General features: G+C 64.5%; 17 protein-coding genes. 10 read left to right on the top strand and 7 right to left on the bottom strand.

Translation table 11 applies throughout. The features are described from left to right. Positions 1–147 precede the first annotated feature (147 nt). Positions 148–1,047, top strand: coding sequence for an allantoinase PuuE (gene puuE, locus CH268_RS06815; RefSeq protein ID WP_032370792.1), 900 nt, complete (start codon positions 148–150; stop codon positions 1,045–1,047). A 1-nt stretch (position 1,048) separates the two neighbouring features. Here puuE and CH268_RS06810 read toward each other — a convergent pair whose 3' ends face one another. Next, the gene (locus CH268_RS06810) at positions 1,049–1,570 is read right to left on the bottom strand and encodes a DUF1990 family protein (RefSeq protein ID WP_032366411.1); all 522 of its coding nucleotides are present in this window, start codon (positions 1,568–1,570) and stop codon (positions 1,049–1,051) included. 122 nt (positions 1,571–1,692) lie between these two features. On the opposite strand from CH268_RS06810, the gene dxr reads away from it, so the two are divergent. The 5 genes from dxr to CH268_RS06785 all read left to right on the top strand — a co-directional run bounded on the left by dxr (position 1,693) and on the right by CH268_RS06785 (position 8,096). Beyond that, positions 1,693–2,832, top strand: coding sequence for a 1-deoxy-D-xylulose-5-phosphate reductoisomerase (gene dxr / locus CH268_RS06805; protein ID WP_094663029.1), 1,140 nt, complete (start codon positions 1,693–1,695; stop codon positions 2,830–2,832). A 3-nt stretch (positions 2,833–2,835) separates the two neighbouring features. Further along, entirely contained in the window at positions 2,836–4,047 is a 1,212-nt protein-coding gene (locus CH268_RS06800) for a M50 family metallopeptidase (protein WP_094653004.1), read from the top strand. Between the two features lie 61 nt (positions 4,048–4,108). Next, entirely contained in the window at positions 4,109–5,248 is a 1,140-nt protein-coding gene (ispG, locus tag CH268_RS06795) for a flavodoxin-dependent (E)-4-hydroxy-3-methylbut-2-enyl-diphosphate synthase (protein ID WP_032370959.1), read from the top strand. 116 nt (positions 5,249–5,364) lie between these two features. After that, the gene (locus CH268_RS06790; protein WP_032366413.1) at positions 5,365–6,201 is read left to right on the top strand and encodes a GNAT family N-acetyltransferase; all 837 of its coding nucleotides are present in this window, start codon (positions 5,365–5,367) and stop codon (positions 6,199–6,201) included. Between the two features lie 104 nt (positions 6,202–6,305). Continuing rightward, complete coding sequence (locus CH268_RS06785; protein ID WP_094663027.1) at positions 6,306–8,096, top strand: penicillin-binding transpeptidase domain-containing protein; 1,791 nt, start codon at positions 6,306–6,308, stop codon at positions 8,094–8,096. Between the two features lie 22 nt (positions 8,097–8,118). Here the strand turns inward: CH268_RS06785 and CH268_RS06780 are convergent, their stop codons facing one another. Beyond that, on the bottom strand, positions 8,119–8,988 hold the full coding sequence (locus tag CH268_RS06780; protein WP_032383405.1) for a helix-turn-helix transcriptional regulator: 870 nt from the start codon (positions 8,986–8,988) through the stop codon (positions 8,119–8,121). Positions 8,989–9,127: 139 nt separating this feature from the next. On the opposite strand from CH268_RS06780, the gene map reads away from it, so the two are divergent. Together map and CH268_RS06770 are read left to right on the top strand one after the other, a co-directional pair. Continuing rightward, positions 9,128–10,003 (top strand): type I methionyl aminopeptidase, encoded by an 876-nt coding sequence (gene map, locus CH268_RS06775; protein ID WP_052060642.1) that lies wholly within the window; start codon positions 9,128–9,130, stop codon positions 10,001–10,003. Between the two features lie 78 nt (positions 10,004–10,081). Then, positions 10,082–11,611 carry a cobyric acid synthase gene (locus CH268_RS06770; protein ID WP_094663025.1) on the top strand — a complete coding sequence of 510 codons (1,530 nt, stop codon included), beginning with the start codon at positions 10,082–10,084 and terminating at the stop codon, positions 11,609–11,611. Here CH268_RS06770 and CH268_RS06765 read toward each other — a convergent pair. From CH268_RS06765 to CH268_RS06755, 3 genes are read right to left on the bottom strand one after another with little or no spacing between them, the layout of a single operon-like run. After that, entirely contained in the window at positions 11,595–12,290 is a 696-nt protein-coding gene (locus CH268_RS06765; protein WP_094663023.1) for an ABC transporter permease, read from the bottom strand. The genes CH268_RS06770 and CH268_RS06765 overlap by 17 nt on opposite strands. Then, positions 12,287–13,237 (bottom strand): ABC transporter ATP-binding protein, encoded by a 951-nt coding sequence (locus CH268_RS06760; RefSeq protein WP_094663021.1) that lies wholly within the window; start codon positions 13,235–13,237, stop codon positions 12,287–12,289. Before CH268_RS06760 ends, CH268_RS06765 begins: the two co-directional genes overlap by 4 nt. Further along, positions 13,234–13,596 carry a GntR family transcriptional regulator gene (locus CH268_RS06755; RefSeq protein ID WP_176457871.1) on the bottom strand — a complete coding sequence of 121 codons (363 nt, stop codon included), beginning with the start codon at positions 13,594–13,596 and terminating at the stop codon, positions 13,234–13,236. The genes CH268_RS06760 and CH268_RS06755 overlap by 4 nt, the downstream gene beginning before the upstream one ends. 106 nt (positions 13,597–13,702) lie before the next feature. Here CH268_RS06755 and CH268_RS06750 point away from each other — a divergent pair, with 106 nt between their 5' ends. Next, the gene (locus tag CH268_RS06750; protein ID WP_032366419.1) at positions 13,703–14,269 is read left to right on the top strand and encodes an alpha/beta fold hydrolase; all 567 of its coding nucleotides are present in this window, start codon (positions 13,703–13,705) and stop codon (positions 14,267–14,269) included. A gap of 7 nt (positions 14,270–14,276) precedes the next feature. Here CH268_RS06750 and mtr read toward each other — a convergent pair whose 3' ends face one another. After that, complete coding sequence (gene mtr, locus CH268_RS06745; RefSeq protein WP_094663019.1) at positions 14,277–15,662, bottom strand: mycothione reductase; 1,386 nt, start codon at positions 15,660–15,662, stop codon at positions 14,277–14,279. Continuing rightward, positions 15,659–16,699: an alpha/beta hydrolase gene (locus CH268_RS06740; protein ID WP_032383400.1), complete on the bottom strand. Its 1,041-nt coding sequence runs from the start codon at positions 16,697–16,699 to the stop codon at positions 15,659–15,661. The genes mtr and CH268_RS06740 overlap by 4 nt, the downstream gene beginning before the upstream one ends. A gap of 191 nt (positions 16,700–16,890) precedes the next feature. Between CH268_RS06740 and mqo the strand changes: the two genes are divergently transcribed. Next, entirely contained in the window at positions 16,891–18,411 is a 1,521-nt protein-coding gene (mqo, locus tag CH268_RS06735; protein WP_027496726.1) for a malate dehydrogenase (quinone), read from the top strand. The last annotated feature ends 6 nt before the right edge of the window (positions 18,412–18,417 follow it).

Below are 18,417 nucleotides of genomic sequence, written 5' to 3'. Positions count from 1 at the left end.
AATATTGGCATACGACCGCCCGTCGTAGTGATCAGGGTTGCATCGCTCACCCAGCGCGTGTGTGGGCTCGAATGAGAGACTGCGGCGGTGACCTCCGAGCGCCTTCCCCATCGTCCGAGTCGGTCCCCGCTGAGCTATCCCCGCGACATGGTCGGTTACGGCCGCACGCCGCCGCTCGCGCAGTGGCCGGATGAGGCGAACATCGCCGTCCAGTTCGTCCTCAATTACGAGGAGGGTGCCGAGAACAACGTGCTCGACGGCGACACGAAGTCCGAGACGTTTCTGTCGGAAATGATCGGCGCACAGGCGTTTCCGAATCGACACATGAGCATGGAATCGCTGTACGAGTACGGATCCAGAGCCGGAGTGTGGCGCGTGCTGCGCGCATTCGAGAAGCGTGGGTTACCGCTGACGGTGTTCGCGGTCGCCAAGGCCATGGAGCGGAACCCGGAAGTGGTTGCGGCACTGCTGGAGTTGGACCACGAGATCGCATGTCACGGCTTGCGGTGGTTGTCGTATCAGCAGATCGACGAGAACGTCGAACGCGAGCACATGGCGGAGGCCGTGGCCATCCTGCGCGAGCTGACGGGGTCTGCGCCACTGGGGTGGTACACCGGGCGCGATTCCCCCAACACCCGATCGCTCGTGGTGGAGCACGGCGGATTCGTGTACGACTCCGACTCCTATGCAGACGATCTGCCGTACTGGGAGAAGGTGCCCCGAGACGGCGGTGTCGTCGATCATCTGGTGGTGCCGTACACCCTGGACACCAACGACATGCGTTTCGCATCGCCGGGAGGATTCTCGACGGGCGACGAGTTCTACGCGCATCTACGTGACGCCTTCGACGTTCTCTATGCCGAGGGCGCGAGTGGGAGTCCCAAGATGCTCTCGGTCGGACTTCACTGCCGGCTGGTGGGCAGGCCGGCCCGCATGGCTGCACTGGAACGTTTCCTCGATCACGTGCAGTCGCACGACAAGGTCTGGGTCGCGAAGAGAATCGACATCGCCGAACACTGGCGAGCTGTGCACCCGCCCGAGGCCTGAGTCAGTCGGCCTGTCGGCACGCCGATGCCAGCGCGCTCAGATAGCGGTCGGTGAACGCTGCCTGGACACGCCTGCCCACCGGGCCGCCGAGCTTGGTGTACCAGCGACCGGGACGCGAGAACGCCGATATGTGGGCGGTGACGGCACCGTCGGCGGGGGAGTAGTCGACGTAGAAGAGTTCCTCGCCGGACTCGGGATGCCCGTCGAGTGTTCCGTAGGCGAAACCCTGACGGTTCGCCTCGTCGATGACATAGACCACTCGACACGGAATGCGCACCGGTCCGAGTGTGAGAACGACCACCGAGTCGGGCACAGCGGTCTCGGCCTCGGAACGGACCTTCAGTCCTGCCCCTCGGTGCATGTCCCATCGCATCAACGCATCGGCCGCCGCCACGAAGTCGTCCAGCCCCGATCCCACGACCCTCGACATCGTGACGTGGTGGTATCCGGTGGGCAGTGGGCCGGCGGTGGCCCCCGCATCGTCGTAATTGAACGGTGCCGAGCGGTACTTCGAGAAGTCCATGCACCCCAGCGTGCCAGCCTGCGTCGGCACATAGGGGTTTCTCAGCCTCGGTAGGCAACAATGGACCGGTGCCAGACCATCGTGAGCGAACGACCAACTCGGATCGCCCCGAGCCGATACGTGTGCTGTTGCTGGGAAGTACCGGGTCGATCGGAACCCAAGCGCTCGACGTCATCGCCGCCAACCCGGACCGCTTCGTCGTGGTCGGGCTGGCTGCGGGCGGTGGAAACATCGAACTGCTCCGTCGCCAGATCGCGGAGACCGGTGTCCGACGGGTAGCCGTCGCCCAGCCCGAGGCCGCCGCCGAGCTCGATTTCCCCGGAGTGCTGAGTGGTCCGCGAGCAGTGACCGAGCTGGTCGAGTCGACCCCGGCGGACGTCGTGCTCAATGCCCTCGTGGGTTCTCTCGGCCTCGAACCGACCCTGGCCGCGCTGAACAGCGGTGCGCGCCTGGCGTTGGCCAACAAGGAATCCCTGGTCGCCGGAGGCGAGCTGGTTCTCGCCGCCGCAGCCCCCGGTCAGATCGTGCCGGTCGACTCCGAGCACTCCGCGCTCGCCCAGTGCCTGCGCAGCGGTTCGCGCGGCGAAGTGGATCGACTGGTTCTCACTGCATCGGGAGGTCCCTTTCGAGGGTGGAGCGAGAGCGAACTGAAGTCGGTCACGCCGGAGCAGGCCGCCGCGCATCCCACCTGGTCGATGGGGCCGATGAACACGTTGAACTCGGCGACACTGGTCAACAAAGGTCTGGAACTGATCGAGGCGCACCTGCTGTTCGGTGTGCCCTACGAGAAAATCGATGTCACCGTGCACCGGCAGTCCATCGTGCACTCGATGGTGACGTTCGTCGACGGTTCGACCATCGCTCAGGCCAGTCCACCGGACATGAAGTTGCCGATCGGGCTCGCCCTCGGCTGGCCCGATCGAGTGCCCGACGTCGCCCGTGCACTCGACTTCACGACCGCATTCTCCTGGGACTTCGAGCCACTCGACGACCGAGTGTTTCCAGCGGTGCAGCTGGCGCGTGAGGCCGGGATCATGGGTGGGTGCATGACTGCGGTGTACAACGCGTCCAACGAAATCGCAGCAGAAGCGTTCCTGGCCGACAGAATCGAATTTCCGCAGATCGTCGAGACGGTGCGCGCGGTACTGGGCGACGGCGGGCAGGACTGGTCGACGGCTCCCAGGGACGTCGACGACGTACTCGCGGCGGACTCCTGGGCCCGGGCCCACGCCCGTGAACTACTGAAACCGAAAGGCCTCTGACACATGGTGTTCGCTCTGGGTGTCGTGCTGTTCGCCGTCGGAATCGGGGTGTCGATCGCGCTGCACGAAGCGGGACACATGTGGACCGCGAAAGCGCTCGGCATGAAGGTTCGCCGCTACTACATCGGGTTCGGCCCGAAGATCTTCTCCTTCCGACGCGGCGAGACCGAGTACGGCCTCAAAGCCATTCCAGCAGGCGGGTTCTGCGACATCGCCGGTATGACCGCCATCGACGAGCTCGCGCCCGACGAGGTCGAGCGCGCAATGTACCGCCAGAAGACGTGGAAGCGCATCGTCGTCATGGTCGGCGGCATCGCGATGAACTTCGTGCTGGGAATCGTTCTGGTCTACGTGTTGGTGCTCGGCTGGGGCACGCCGGATCGGGTGACGCCGACAACGACGGTCCAGGGCATCGGTTGTGTCAGCACGTCCCAGACCGAGGACGGTGAACTTGCGCCGTGTTCGGGAGACGGTCCGGCTGCCGAAGCTGGACTGCGCACGGGCGACATCATCACTGCGGTGAACGGTCAGCCGACAGAGGCCTGGTCCGATGTCGTTCTCGCCATTCGGGACTCCACCGGGTCGGCCGATCTGACAGTCGATCGCGACGGTGCTTCGCAGACTCTGAGCGTTCCGATCCTTCAGGTTCAGCGCTACGTCGTCGATCCTGAGACCAAAGCGAAGAACTCGACAACCGTGGGAGCGATCGGCGTCACCGGCGGTCCACCGCCGAACATTCGATACAACCCGATCGAAGCGGTGCCCGAGACCTTCGTTTTCACCGGGGACATCTTCGTGCAGACCGGGAAAGCGTTGGTGCAGTTGCCGAGCAAGGTGGAGGCGCTGTGGGATTCGATCTTCGGTGGTGAACGAGGGCTCGACACGCCGATGAGTGTCGTCGGAGCCAGTGTCATCGGTGGCCAGGCCGTGGAAAACGACAACTGGCAGACGTTCGTCGGGCTGCTGGCGTCGCTCAACTTCTTCCTCGGTGTGTTCAACATCGTGCCGCTGTTGCCACTCGATGGTGGCCATATCGCCGTGACCATCTACGAGCGCATCCGCAACATTTTCCGCAATCGTCGCGGCCTGCCCGACGGTGCGCCGGTGGACTACATGAAACTGATGCCTGTCACCTACGTGGTCATCATTGTTTTCATCGGGTTCTCCTTGCTGACGCTCACGGCGGACATTGTCAACCCGATTCAATTGTTCTAAGTAGACTCGACAGTCGTAGCTAGGAAAGAAGGCCACTGTGTCCGTGTCAGTCGGATTGGGAATGCCCGCACCGCCGGTGCCCGTACTCGCGCCACGTCGAAAGACCAGGCAGCTCCAGGTCGGGTCGGTGGGTGTCGGAAGCGAAAGCCCCATCTCGGTGCAATCGATGTGCACCACCAAGACCCACGACATCAACGCCACCCTGCAGCAGATTGCAGAGCTGACGGCGTCGGGTTGCGACATCGTTCGTGTTGCGTGCCCCACACAGGACGACGCCGACGCGCTGTCGATCATCGCCAAGAAGAGCCAGATTCCGGTGATCGCCGACATTCACTTCCAACCGAAGTACATCTTCGCGGCCATCGACGCCGGATGTGCAGCGGTGCGCGTCAACCCGGGCAACATCAAGGAGTTCGACGGCCGTGTCAAGGAGGTCGCCAAGGCGGCCGGTGACGCGAACATTCCGATCCGCATCGGTGTGAACGCCGGCTCTCTCGACCCGCGGCTGATGAAGAAGTACGGCAAGGCGACACCCGAGGCGCTCGTCGAATCCGCGCTGTGGGAAGCAGGCCTGTTCGAGGAGCACGGTTTCGGCAACATCAAGATCTCGGTCAAGCACAACGACCCCGTCATCATGGTCGCTGCGTACGAGCAGTTGGCGGCACAGTGCGACTACCCACTGCACCTCGGTGTCACCGAAGCGGGACCGGCTTTCCAGGGGACCATCAAGTCCGCTGTGGCCTTCGGGGCCCTGCTGTCCAAGGGCATCGGCGACACCATCCGAGTTTCCCTGTCGGCACCGCCGGCGGAGGAGATCAAGGTGGGCAACCAGATCTTGCAGTCCTTCAATCTGCGCCCGCGCAAACTCGAGATCGTGTCCTGCCCCTCGTGTGGGCGCGCACAGGTCGACGTCTACACCCTCGCCGACGAGGTGACTGCGGGACTCGAAGGCATGGAGATCCCGCTACGCGTCGCGGTCATGGGCTGCGTCGTGAACGGGCCGGGCGAGGCCCGCGACGCTGACCTCGGTGTCGCGTCGGGCAACGGAAAGGGCCAGATCTTCGTCAAGGGCAAGGTCATCAAGACGGTCCCCGAAGCGCAGATCGTGGAGACGTTGATCGAGGAAGCGATGCGCATCGCCGAGGAGTTCGAGAAGGACGAGATCGCCAGCGGTGGCGCGCCGGTGGTCACCGTCAGCTGAGCGGGTACACCTGTTCGGCGTCCGGTTTGCCGCTCTGCCACCGGGGGAACACATTGTCTGGAATGATTCGCTTCAGAATCGGTGCGTACGCGGTAGGTGGGTCAGGAGGTCGGTAGGTGCTCAAGCTCCTCGGCGCGAAGCCTCTCGGTAATCGGGACGTCGCGCACGTGCTCCGGGTGCTCGACGCCGACCCCGTTGCAACCTGCATGGTTGCCGCGCGCGTGCAGGAATCGGGCCTCGATCCGAGGTCGTTCCACGGCGAGATGTGGAGCAGAGGCGGTCCGGACGAGTCGCTGTGCTTCTACGGTGCGAATCTGGTTCCGTTGCTCGGTTCCAGCGACGATCTTCGTTCTTTCGCGGACCGCGCGTGCCGTGGGCCGCGTCTGTGCTCGTCGTTGGTCGGCAGAGCGGAGTTGACGCTTCCGTTGTGGGAAATGCTCGAGACGGATTGGGGTCCGGCGCGAGAGGTACGCGGTGAGCAACCGTTGTTGGCCACGTCGGTACCGTCGTCCATCTCTCCTGATCCTCTCGTTCGGCTTGTCCGACCCGACGAGTTGGACGTCTATCTGACCGCGGCCGTTGCCATGTTCATCGAAGAGGTCGGCGTCGACCCGCGACTGAACGACGGCGGTAGGGGATACCGGCGTCGGATCGCCAGTCTCATTGCAGCGCAACGTGCCTGGGCCAGATTCGAGGACGGCCGCGTGGTGTTCAAGGCCGAGATCGGCTCGCAGTCCGGGACGGTCGGGCAAATCCAGGGAGTATGGGTGCACCCGGACCGACGCGGGCACGGCCTGGGTGCATCCGGAACGGCGACCGTGGTGAACTCGGTCGTCCGCCAGGGGCGTACTGCGAGCCTGTACGTCAACAGCTTCAACTACGTCGCGCGCCGGGCCTACGCGAAAATCGGTTTGACGCAAGTGGCGACGTTCACCACGGTGCTGCTGGACTGAGAACGGTCGCTCGATCGGCTTGTCCCGAAACGCGATTCGTTGCCGTGGTCGACGCACCGGCCGTATTACGATGGGGCGCAATGAGATCACGTGATGCGACCTGGATGCGCGGACGGCTGGGCGTGGTGACCGTGATCGGTGCCGTCGTCGGTGCCTGCCTCACTGGGTGTACACCCAAGCCCGACGGTCCGGAGCCCGCAGCTCAGGCATTCCTCGCGGCCTTCGAGGCCAACGACATCCCCACGGCCGCCGCCGATACCGACAAGCCGGACGCCGCGGCCGCTGCGCTGAGCGAGGCGTGGACCAATCTCCAAGCAGAGGCCCTCGACGCCGAGACGACGTCGGTTCGAGTCGACGGCGACACCGCCACGGTCGGCTACACCTACCGTTGGCAGCTGCCCAAGGATCGGGTGTGGACGTACGACGGCCAACTGAACATGGGTCGGAGTGCGGGAGAGTGGGTGGTGCGGTGGACCGCCTCGGACATCCACCCGAAGCTCGGCGACACGCAGACCATGGCCTTGCGCTCGACGGCTGCACCACGCGCTCGCGTCAACGAGCGCTCCGGCACCGACGTCCTGGTGCCCGGGGTCGTACATCGAATCAAGTTCGACGCGTCGGCCGCGAACAACGTCGTGGCCTCGGCAACGACGTTGTCGACACTGCTGACACCGTTCGACGCGTCGATCACGGCTCAGTCGATCGTGGAGTCTGCGACTTCCGTCGACGGCGACTACCCGGTGGCGCTGCTGCGAGACAGCGACTTCGAACCCATCTCGGCGGCGCTGACCGAGATTCCCGGTGTCACGGCGTCCGACGAATCGGATCTCGTGTCCACCGACCCCACCTTCGCGCCGGACCTGGTGGGCCAGGTCAAGAAGGCCGTCATAGACGACGTCGACGGCAAGGCCGGCTGGAGCGTGGTGACCAGCAACCGCAACGGCGTCGACATCGACGTCCTCACCGACACCCCGCCCGAGCCGGCACCGTCCTTCTCGATCAGCCTCGATCGGAATATTCAGGTCGCGGCCCAACGAGCAGTGAACGCCAGGGCCGAGCAGGCCATGACGGTGGTCATTCAGCCGTCCACCGGGGCCATCCTCGCTGTGGCGCAGAATCCGGCCGCCGATCGGGACGGTCCGGTCGCGTCGGCCGGTCTCTACCCACCGGGTTCGACGTTCAAGATCATCACCGCCGGGGCGGCGATCTCCAGCGGACTCGCGACCCCGGGGAGCACCGTTCCGTGCCCCGGTCGTATCGAGATCGGCGAACGAAGCGTCCCCAACTACAACGAGTTCGCCCTCGGTGACGTGACCATGAGCACCGCGTTCACCCGATCGTGCAACACCTCCTTCGCGAAGCTGGCGAGCGAGATGTCGCCCGACGCGTTGACTGTGGCCGCGTCCCAGTTCGGCGTCGGTCCGGACTACGACGTCGTGGGCTTGCCGACCGACTCGGGTTCGGTCCCGCCCGCGGACGAACTCGTCCAGCGCACCGAGGACGGATTCGGCCAGGGCAAGGTGGTCGTCTCGACCTTCGGGATGGCACTGGCCGCCGCGACGGTTGCCCACGGCTCCACACCGGTTCCCAATCTTCTGGTCGGACGGGAAACCGCCATCACCGGCGATCATCCACCGATAGAACCTGCCATGGTCGACGGGTTACGCGGCATGATGCGCTCGGTGGTCACCAGCGGCACCGCAGAGCGGATCGCCGACCAGGGCGAGGTGTACGGCAAGACCGGAGAAGCAGAGGTCGAGGGCGGATCGCACTCGTGGTTCGTCGGTTACCGAGGCGACATCGCCTTCGCGACCTTGGTGGTACGCGGCGGCAGCTCGGACAATGCGGTCGCCGTCACCCGAGAGATGTTCGAGCAGCTTCCGCCGGGGTACTGAGCGCTACGCCGGTGGGCCGGATTCAGCCCGACAACAGCCCGAGTCGACGACACGCGAGAACCGCTTCGTATCGAGTGTGCGAGTCGGTTTTTCGCATCACGCTGCGGAGATAGGACTTGACCGTCTCGGCACCGATCGACAGCCGTGCCGCGACTTCGACGTTGGTGCAACCGAGCGCGACCTGCGAGATGACGTCGATCTCGCGTGGCGTCAATGCCTGCGAGTCGCCGGAGTCGCTGTCCTGGTTCGCCGTCCGACCGAGCGTTGCTGCCAGTCGCGCGGTGACCGCGTCCAGTCTGTGCTTGACCGCCGCGTCTCCGATCGACCGAGCGAGCTCGGCGAGCTCGTCGTGCACACCGCGCAACTCGGCCGTCCGCGAGAGGTTCCCGTCCGACGTGGCCCGCGCACTCTCCATGAGGCGCACCCTGCGGTCGACCTCGTCCCGGATGGCGATCTCCTGACCGAGGCGCCGGGCTGCGGCGGTCATGATGTCGCCGACTCGATCACCGAGGGGGCCGCGTTCTCGCACCGCTGCGTACATCACCATGCGGGCTGCTCCGGCGACGACAACCGGCACCGCCAGGATCGACTTGAGGCCCTCGCCGAGGACCGGCCGGTCGAAGTGATGGGTGATCGACATCGACGCGCCGTAATCACTGACGGCCGCGGGCCGACGTTGGTCCATGACCCGGCCACCGAGACCGGACCTGGGCGGGATGGCGAGCCCGTCCAGCCCACGCGTGCGGGTGCCGTGAAATTCGCTCAGGTGCAGCGTTTCCGAGGACACTTCCCCGCCGAACACGACGGGCACGGCGGACGTCGCGGCGACCTGGCGTAGTTCGGCGCGAAGGGCATCGCCGTCCCGGGGGCGCAACAGACTGGAATGGACCACGACGCTTCCTTCCTCGGTTCGGGTACGTCGACGGCGAACGTGACCCAGATCATATCCCGTCGCGCGGTTGCGGATTCGGTGGCCTCGACCAGCAGCGCTGGTTCTTCTGGACACGGTTGCGACGACTACTCTGGACGGCATGTCTGTCACCGCCGAGAGCAAGCCCCGTCAGCCACTCGTGCCAGGCGTCGTCTCGCCCGTCCTCTCCGTGCCGAAGTCGATCGAGCGACCCGAATACGCGTGGAAGTCGACCGTGAACGAAGGCAGCGAGCCGTGGGTGCAGACCCCCGAGGTCATCGACAAGATGCGCGTGGCGTCGAAGATCGCGGCTCGCGCTCTGCAGGAAGCGGGCCGGGCCGTGGCACCGGGAGTGACCACCGATGAGCTCGACCGTATTGCACACGAGTACATGGTCGACCACGGTGCTTACCCGTCCACGTTGGGCTACAAGGGTTTTCCGAAATCGTGCTGCACCTCGCTGAACGAGGTCATCTGCCACGGCATCCCCGATTCGACGGTGATCGAGGACGGGGACATCGTCAACATCGACGTCACCGCGTACATCGACGGTGTGCACGGCGATACCAACGCGACGTTCCTGGCGGGTGACGTGTCCGAGGAGGCGCGCCTGCTCGTCGAGCGGACCCACGAAGCGACGATGCGGGCCATCAAGGCGGTCAAGCCGGGGCGCGCCCTGAACGTGGTCGGCCGAGTGATCGAGTCCTATGCGCACCGGTTCGGCTACGGCGTGGTGGAGGACTTCACCGGCCACGGCATCGGCACGACGTTCCACAACGGCCTCGTCGTGCTGCACTACGACCAGCCGTCGGTGGAGACCATCATCGAGCCGGGCATGACGTTCACCATCGAACCGATGATCAACCTGGGCACGATCAACGCCGAGATGTGGGACGACGGCTGGACGGTGGTCACGCACGACCGTAAGTGGACCGCACAGTTCGAGCACACGCTTGTGGTGACCGAGACGGGTTGCGAGATCCTGACACTGCCGTGAGCGGAGCCTGCGGAGTGAATAGAAGTCTGATACTGCCGTGAGCGGAGCCTGCGGAGTGAATAGAAATCTGATACTGCCGTGAAAGGCGCTCTGCTGGTTGCCGGCACTACCTCCGATGCAGGCAAGAGTGTGTTGGTCGCCGGCCTGTGTCGGATGCTGGCGCGGCGGGGTGTTCGGGTGGCCCCGTTCAAGGCGCAGAACATGTCGAACAACTCGGTCGTCACGTTGGACGGCGGCGAGATCGGCCGGGCTCAGGCGATGCAGGCGGCCGCTTGTGGCCTCGAGCCCAGCGTGCGGTTCAATCCGGTGTTGCTCAAGCCCGGCAGTGATCGGACGTCGCAGTTGGTGGTGCGCGGGCGTGCGGTGGCCCAGGTGAGTGCGAGCAACTACATCGAACATCGGCAGGCGCTCCGGCATGTGGTCGCCGACGAGTTGTCCTCGCTACGTGCCGAATTCGACGTGGTGATCTGCGAGGGTGCCGGTTCACCGGCCGAGATCAATCTACGCGCCACCGATCTGGCCAACATGGGATTGGCGAGGGCGGCGTCGCTGCCGGTGATCGTGGTGGGCGACATCGACCGCGGGGGAGTGCTGGCACACCTGTTCGGGACGGTGGCGGTGTTGTCACCCGAGGATCAGGCTCTCGTGGCAGGGTTCGTGATCAACAAGTTTCGGGGTGATCCGGCTCTGTTGGCACCGGGGCTCGACCAGTTGCGGGCGTTGACCGGGCGGCCGACGTACGGAGTCGTTCCGTTCGCCGACGGGTTGTGGATGGACGCGGAGGATTCGCTCGGCACCGTTCCCGATGCGCCCGTCGGCAGGCCCCGTCCTCCGCTCGGCTCGCAGTGGCTGCGGGTGGCGGCGGTGCGATTGCCGAGGATCTCCAACACGACCGATGTCGAGGCGCTGGCGTGCGAGCCCGGAGTGTCGGTGCACTGGGTCACCGAGCCTTCTCGGCTCGAGGATGCGGATTTGGTGGTCGTCCCCGGCAGCAAGTCCACGGTGTCGGATCTGGAATGGTTGCGGCGCACCGGTCTTGCTCGTGCCCTTTCCGAGCGCGCCGCTGCGGGGAGGCCGGTTCTCGGCATCTGCGGCGGTTACCAGATGTTGGGCCGAACCATCTCTGATTCCGTGGAGTCAGGCGTCGGAACGGTCGAGGGACTGGGATTGCTCGATCTCGACATCCAATTCGCGGCCGAGAAGGTACTCGTGCAGGTGAGTGGTCGTTCCGTCACATTCGGCTCGGATCCCGTGCGGGGGTACGAAATTCACCATGGACGAGTGGTCCGGAACGACGACGATGCGCTGCTGACGACCGCGGGGGGCGTCGGCGAGGGCAGTGTGCGTGGCGGTGTCGTGGGAACTCACTGGCACGGACTCCTCGAATCCGATGATTTCCGTCGATCCTTTCTCGCCTGGGTGGCAGAGAAGGCGGGTCGCGCAGGATTCGAGGTTGCGTCCGACACGTCGGTTGCGGCCCTTCGAGAACAGCAGTTGGATCTGCTGGCGGATCTGGTGGAAAGCAACATCGATATCGACGCCGTTCTCGATCTGATAGAGAACGGCGTCGACGGCTCGACGAAAAAGATCGTTACGCAGATGCTTTGACCAAGCCCATCCAACTGACGGTCGAGAAGATCCCGGTGATCACGAGCGGAACGACCACCAGCAGAAGCACGCGTGGGGTGTCGGTGAAGAAAGTCCCGACGTCGGGCCACCAGTTCTGCCACGTGATCACGATCGCGCCGCCTCCGAAGACGACGAGGCCGGCGAGTCCGAGCGTGAACAGACCGTTCGTGCGGAAGCGCCGGTAGACGACTCCGACGAACGCCCCGATGGACCCGATCAGCAGTAGCCCGATCACCAGAGTCAGCCACTGCAGGAGCGGGTTGTCGGTGGCGTAGCGGGCCAGACCGAACATGCGGATCTTCAGCCCGAAGCCGCCGGTCGCGGCTTCGACGACCGACAACAGGTAGACGATCGTGCCGAGGGCGACCGATTGTGCTACCCCCACCAGTGCTGTCGCAGTGAGGAATTCGCGACGTGTGATGCTCAGGCTCAGGGCGTACGGGAAGCACTGGGTGATAGCCGTGACGTAGAAGGCAATAGCGAACCCATAGACCGAGAACACGCCGCCGCTGAAGCTGAAATCCGAATCGCTTTCCGGAACTACCGAGAAGATGCCGTAGGTGATCACGAACACTGCGACGAGAATTCCCAGGGGCCACGCGAATGTGGTTGCCCAGGAGGTGTTGTGGACCCGAGCTACGTTCAATATGCGCTTCATGACAAGGCCTCCTCGGCGGTGGTCGACTTGTGGATAGATCCGGAATGGGCAGTGGTTCGATCGATGATCAACTGCTGCAACGGAATCGGTTCGATGCTGAGACCGGACGCCACGCCGAGGGATTGCTGGTGATCGTTCAGTCGCCCGTCGATCGTCGCTCGGGCTGTCGAGCCGAGAGCAGTTCTGTGCAAGATTCGATGCTCTGCAGCGAACCGGTCGACAGCCTCGGTCGGACCGGTGATCTCGAATGCTCTCTCGCGCAGATCGTCCGACTCGGCGTCGAGCAGAATTCTTCCCTTGTCGATGAGAATCACGTGCTCGATCAGATTGCTGACCTCGTCTATGAGGTGCGTCGACAGAACGACCGTTCGGGGGTTCTCCGCGTAGTCGGCCAGCAGCCGGTCGTAGAACATGTGTCGTGAGACTGCGTCCAGCCCCAGGTAGGGCTCGTCGAAGAAGGTGAGTGGCGCTCGGGACGCGAGACCGATGACGATTCCGAGTGCCGACGTCATTCCGCGAGAGAGCTTCTTGATCTTGCGACCCAACGGGAGGTCGAAATCGCGCAGCAATTCGGCGGCGAAGTCGTTGTCCCAGTGCGGAAGAATGTGGGAGGCCTGCGCAATGGCGTTCTTGACCTTCAAATCGTCGGGATACTTCTGGCTTTCCTTGACGAAGCACACGTGACTCAGAGCCTGTGGGTTCTCCCACGGGCGTTCGCCGAATACCGAGATCTCACCATCACTTTCGCGCATCTGGGCGGTCATCATCTGCATGACGGTGGTCTTGCCTGCTCCGTTGCGGCCGAGGAAGCCGTAGATCTTGTTGCGTTCGATCTCGAAGCTCACGTCGTCGACGGCGGTGAACGAGCCGAACTTCTTGGTCAGGTGTGTGGCCGACGCAACGACGCGGCGGAGTTCGTCGGGCGTACCGATATCGTGGATGCTCATCGCGATGCCTCCCAGTTGTCGAGCATGGTCTTGAGTTCGTCCACGGTCATTCCGAGCTTGCGTGCCTCGGTGACCAGCGGGTCGATGTACTGACGGGCGAACAGATCGCGTCGACGGAACCGGAGTGCGTCCCGTGCGCCTGTGGTGACGAACATTCCGATCCCTCGTTTCTTGTAGACGACGCCGTCGGCGACGAGCTTCGCGAGCCCTTTGCCTGCTGTGGCCGGATTGATGCGGTGGAACGCGGCGAGCTCGTTGGTGGAGGGAACCTGTTCTTCCTCGGCCAGGGAGCCGTCGATGATCGAGTTCTCGACGAGCTCGGCGATCTGCAGGAAGATCGGCCTGCCCTCGTCCATCAGAGCCACCGCCGCGGCGGCGAGGTTCGGTACCTCACTGGTTCATTACTCATGTAACTAACCATAGAACCGGTGTGTGGTTCTGGCAAGAGGCAGTACCGTCGTCCCCATGGAGTTCACGCATGTGAGTGCTGCGGGCGGGTCTGTTTCGGTACGAGTAGCGGGACCGGACAGTCGGCACGCCGTGCTCCTGTTGCCGGACATCGGCGATTCGGTCGATGTCTACGACTCGGTGAGCGAGCGCTTGCACAACTCGGATCTGAAAACCGTTGCGGTGGAAGACATCGACGGAGTGGGGGACGACGCTGTTCTCGCCTTGCTGGACGAGCTGAAGCTGTCGTGGGTCCACCTCGTCGGGAGCGGTGCCGGTGCGGAATCGGCCTGGAGACTGGCGGCGAAGACATTCGGTCGGTTTGCCAGCCTCATCGCCGTGGATCGTTGCCACCCGGCGATCGCCGACCATCGGGGCATCGTGCGGGACGCCGATTGCCCCGCAATCGAGTTGCCGACGACGCTGGTCATCGGCAACTCCGAGATGCGTCCGTCCGCCGACAACAGCGGCCGCTTCGTCTACTCGGACTTTCGGGTCGTCGCGCTCGACGGCGTCGAACATGTCGCGGCCGACGCCCCGGCGGCGCTGGCCACGGAGATCGTGCTCCGCACCAGCCCCTGGTGATCGAAACCTACAGGTCGAGGCCCAGGAGGGCGTTCTCGACCACCTCGGGCAGTCCTGGGTGGATCCAGTACTGACCACGGGCCATGTCCTGGGCGGACAGTCCGAAGCTCATCGCCTGGATGAGCGGCTGGATGAGAGTCGGGGCCTGAGCTCCGATGATGTGAGCCCCGAGTATCTTGCCGGTGCCCTTCTCGGCGATGATCTTGCACAGCCCTTCGCTGTCCTCCATCGCCCAGCCGAAGGCGACGTCGCCGTAGTTCTGGACCTTCACCGTGATGTCGAGCCCTGTGTCTCGGGCCTGTTCCTCGGTCATACCCACCTCCGCGATCTGCGGATCGGTGAACACGGCAGCGGGAACGAAGCGGTGATCGTAGGTACGCAACGCGGACGTGTCGCCGTGCCAGGCGTCCTGCAACAGGTTGTGCTGGACCACGCGCGCTTCCTGATTGGCCACATGCTTGAGCTGATACGGCGAGGAGACGTCGCCCAGTGCGAACACGCCCTCGGCTGTGGTGCGGCCGAACTCGTCGACCACGATGCGGCCCTCGTCGTCCAGCTCGATCCCGGCAGCACCGAGATTCAGTCGGTCGCCGTTGGGCTGGCGGCCGACGGCCACGAGAAACGCGTCTCCGAGGACCTTGGTGCCGTCCGAGAGTTCGACGCCGTGCAGTCCGCCCTCGGAAATCCCGTGCGTGTCACCGGAGTCGAGGTGAACTTCCCACTTGGCCCGGGCGAGCTCGGTGAATCGCTTCGCGATATCGGCATCCAACGCGCGCAGCAGCGAATCCTTGCGGGCGACGATCGACACCTTCGACCCGAGTGCGGAGAAGACGTGCGCGAATTCGGCTGCGATGTAACCGGATCCGAGGATCACGAGGTGTTCGGGCAGTGCCGGTAAACGCATGACGTCGTTGTTGGTGTGGTAGTCGACACCGGAATCTTCGATCGATTGCGGCACGATGGGACGCGAGCCGGCCGCGATGACGATCCGGTCGGCCGTGATGGTCGTGCCGGTTCCGGTGTCGATGGTGCGCGGCCCGACAAAGCTCGCGTGACCTTGGAACAGCGTCACGTTGGGGCTGCCCTCGGCCCGGTATCGCTTACCGCCCTCGGAGATGGGGTCGATGCGTCCGAAGACCCGCTCGACGATGTCCGGCCAGCGGACCGCGTCGACGTGTGCGTCGATGCCGTACTTGGCGGAATCTCGCACGGTACGGGCGACCTCGGCCGCGTAGACGTACATCTTGGTGGGGATACAGCCGACGTTGAGGCAGGTTCCGCCGAACGTCGAATTCTCCTCGATCAGGGCGACCTTCTTGTCGTCGAACCTCTGATCGACGATCGAGTTTCCCGAGCCGGAGCCGATGATGACGACGTCGAAGTGCTCAGTCATGAAATGTGTCCGATCTCGGTGTGGTCCTTGCCCGACGCGTGGTCGGTCTTCTCTCCTCGGTGCAACCACTCGAGCCATTCGTCCATTTCCTCGAAGGCCTGGGCGCGAGGGCCCTCGGTGGACAGGAAGACGTCGTGGCGTGCGCCCTCGATGGGGACGATGGAGGTTCGATCACCCAGGCAGCCGGCCCAACGGGCGATCTGCCGGACGTCGAGAACGGCATCGGCCGCGTCGACGGCCGAGCTGTAGCGGCGAGAGAAATGCGTCACTTTCGAGCGAAGGATCAGCGACGGAATTCCGATATCGAGGCCGCGGTGCAGCTCGGCATGCCCGTGCCGGACCGCACGGATCCAGCCGAAGGTGATGGGGAAGCCGGCGAGGGGTTTCCAGTCCAGGTCGTAATCCCACTCGCCCTGCTCCGATGCCGCGAGGGAAAGGCCGTAGGTGTCCAAGCCGCCCCCGGGAACCGGGGTCTTGGCCCGGAATCTGCCGATGACGTCGATCGCCGCGGTACCGACGCTACGTATCGCAGGCGGGCCCTGCAGGTCGAACCAGGGGCTGTTGAGGACGACGCCTGCCAGGCCCAACCCGGACGAGCCGCCTTCCTGACGGTTGAGACGGTTGAGCCACAGCGGCAACACGAGGCCACCGGTGGAGTGCGCCATCAGCAGCACCGGCGCGTCCGCGCGCTCGGCGCGCACCAGGCTCAGCGCCTCGTTCAGCTCGGCGTCGTACATCGCCAGATCGGTCACGAAGTGTGCGGTCTGGCCCTCACGGCGCGATCGTCCACATTTGCGCAGGTCGAGCGCGTAGAACGCGTATCCCTTGGCGGCGAAATGCTCGGCGATGTGTCGCTGGAAGAAGTAGTCGGTGAACCCGTGGACATAGATGACCGCGCGGTCGAAGTTGGCGACACCCGGCGGTTGATACCGCACCAGAGTGGCCTCGACCTGGCCCTCGCCGTCCGGATCGTCTCCGAGTGGGATGGTCGTCTGTTCGTAGCCGTCGCCGAGGACATCGGGAACCCAGGTAGTCACAGATCACAACTGTAGTGGGCGCCGCCGGCAGCGTCCGAGGAGCACAATCGAGAGCAGGTTGACGTGGTGTCCGATGGGGTAGGCCCAGCTAGTAACCTGACCGCATCGGGTGAGTAACCCTCTACAGAAGAGTTCTCGGACCGATACCGCCACCGGCCGAGACCTTTACAGACAAGGAAGTCGATTCTCCAGTGTCCACAGATGAGCAGGGTAAGCGGATCAAGACCGACGTCGTTCTGGTCGGTGCCGGAATCATGAGCGCCACCCTCGGTGCGCTGCTCCGTCAGCTCGAGCCGAACTGGTCGATCGACGTCTACGAACGTCTCGACGCCGCAGCGGCCGAGAGCAGCGACGCGTGGAACAACGCGGGCACCGGGCATTCGGCGCTCTGCGAGCTCAATTACACGCCGCAGAACAAGGACGGCAGCGTCGATATCGCCAAGGCGCTCAACGTCAACGAGCAGTTCCAGGTCTCGCGGCAGTTCTGGGCCCACGGCATCGAGACCGGCGTCCTCTCCGACGCCAAGAACTTCATCAATCCGATCCCGCACGTGAGCTTCGTGCACGGCGAGGACAACGTGAAGTACCTGCGGGCGCGCTACGAGGCGCTCGTCGGCAACCCCTTGTTCGCCGGCATGGAGTACATCGATTCCAAGGACGAGTTCACCGCGCGACTGCCGCTGATGGCTCGTGGCCGTGACTTCTCCGATCCGGTTGCGCTCAACTGGAGTCAGGAAGGCACCGACGTCGACTTCGGTGCGCTCACCAAGCAGCTGCTGAACTACCTGTCCGCTGCGGGTGGCACCGTGCACTTCGGGCACGATGTGCGCAACATCACCAAGCAGTCCGACGGCACGTGGGACGTCAAGGTGGCGAACCAGCGCACCGGTGCCAAGAAGACCGTCAACGCCAAGTTCGTGTTCGTCGGGGCGGGCGGCGGCGCGCTGCACCTGCTGCAGAAGTCGGGCATTGCCGAGATCAAGGGCTTCGGCGGATTCCCCGTCAGCGGCGAATGGCTGCGGTGCACCAACCCCGAGCTGATCGAGCAGCACTCGGCCAAGGTGTACGGAAAGGCCTCGGTGGGAGCACCGCCGATGTCGGTGCCGCACCTCGACACGCGCGTCATCAACGGCCAGCAGGGATTGTTGTTCGGACCGTACGCGGGATGGTCACCGAAGTTCCTCAAGCAGGGCAAGATCACCGATCTGCCCGGCTCGGTCAAGCCGGGCAACCTGATGTCGATGCTCGGCGTCGGCGTGACCGAGCTCGGGCTCGTGAAGTACCTGGTGAGCGAGTTGGCTCAGTCGCAGGCCGATCGGGTCGAGACTCTGCGGGAGTTCGCGCCGACCGTCGTCGCCAAGGACTGGGAGCTGGTCACGGCCGGCCAGCGTGTGCAGGTGATCCGCAAGAAGGGACGCGGCGGCGTTCTCGAGTTCGGTACGGCTGTGGTCAACGCTGCCGACGGCAGCATCGCGGGCCTGCTCGGTGCCTCTCCCGGCGCATCGACAGCCGTACCGGCCATGCTGGACGTGCTCCAGCGGTGCTTCGGAGACAAGTACGACGCGTGGCAGCCCAAGCTCAAGGAAATGGTCCCGTCCCTGGGGGTCAAACTGGCTCAGAACAGCTCGCTGTTCGACGAGGTCTGGGCCTGGACCTCGAAGACGCTGGAGCTGGAAAGTTCGCGTGAGCTCGCACAGCACACGGGTGTGTGATAGCAA

This window comes from Rhodococcus sp. 06-1460-1B (assembly GCF_002258475.1).
GTDB lineage: Bacteria > Actinomycetota > Actinomycetes > Mycobacteriales > Mycobacteriaceae > Rhodococcoides > Rhodococcoides fascians.
This window is presented reverse-complemented; position numbering and strand designations above follow the sequence as displayed.